Origin of the sequence: Caballeronia terrestris (genome assembly GCF_001544515.1) — a bacterium.
Lineage (GTDB): Bacteria > Pseudomonadota > Gammaproteobacteria > Burkholderiales > Burkholderiaceae > Caballeronia > Caballeronia terrestris.
On record NZ_FCOL02000617.1, the window covers coordinates 1 to 570 of the forward strand.

1 protein-coding gene is annotated in these 570 nt (G+C 65.4%); it reads left to right on the plus strand.

The features are described from left to right. Positions 1 to 570 (plus strand): LLM class oxidoreductase (locus AWB67_RS39240; RefSeq protein WP_125477923.1); only part of this gene is annotated, 570 nt, incomplete at both ends.

Consider the following 570-nt stretch of genomic DNA (forward strand, 5'->3'; position numbering starts at 1 on the left):
GCCGGAACGCGTGCCGAAGCGGTGAAGGCCGGGCGGGATGCGCGCGACATCCAGTTCTTCACAATGGCGACGATCATCACGGGCCGCACTGCACGCGAGGCGCGCGACAAATACGAGGACTATCGTCGCTACGTGACGCCCGAGGCGGCGCTCGCCATGTTCTCGGGCTGGACTGGCATCGACTTCTCGACCTACGACCCCGACGAGCCGATCCGCTACATGCAGCTCGACGCGGGCACGTCCTCGGCGCTGGAGGGCTTTACGAGGCTCGATCCCGAGCGCATCTGGACGGTGCGTGAACTCGCCCTGCACAACGCGATCGGCGGACGCGGACCGGTTTTCATCGGCGCGCCAAACGAAGTGGCTGATGCGCTCGAAGACTGGGTCGACGAGACCGGCATCGACGGCTTCAACCTGAGCTATGCGGTTACGCCTGAAGCCTACGAAGACTTCGCCGATCTGATCGTGCCCGAGTTGCAGGCGCGTGGACGATACAAGACGCGCTATGCGACCGGCACCTTGCGCGAAAAGCTCGGCGGGCGCAGCAGCCTTCTGAACGGGCGCCACCCC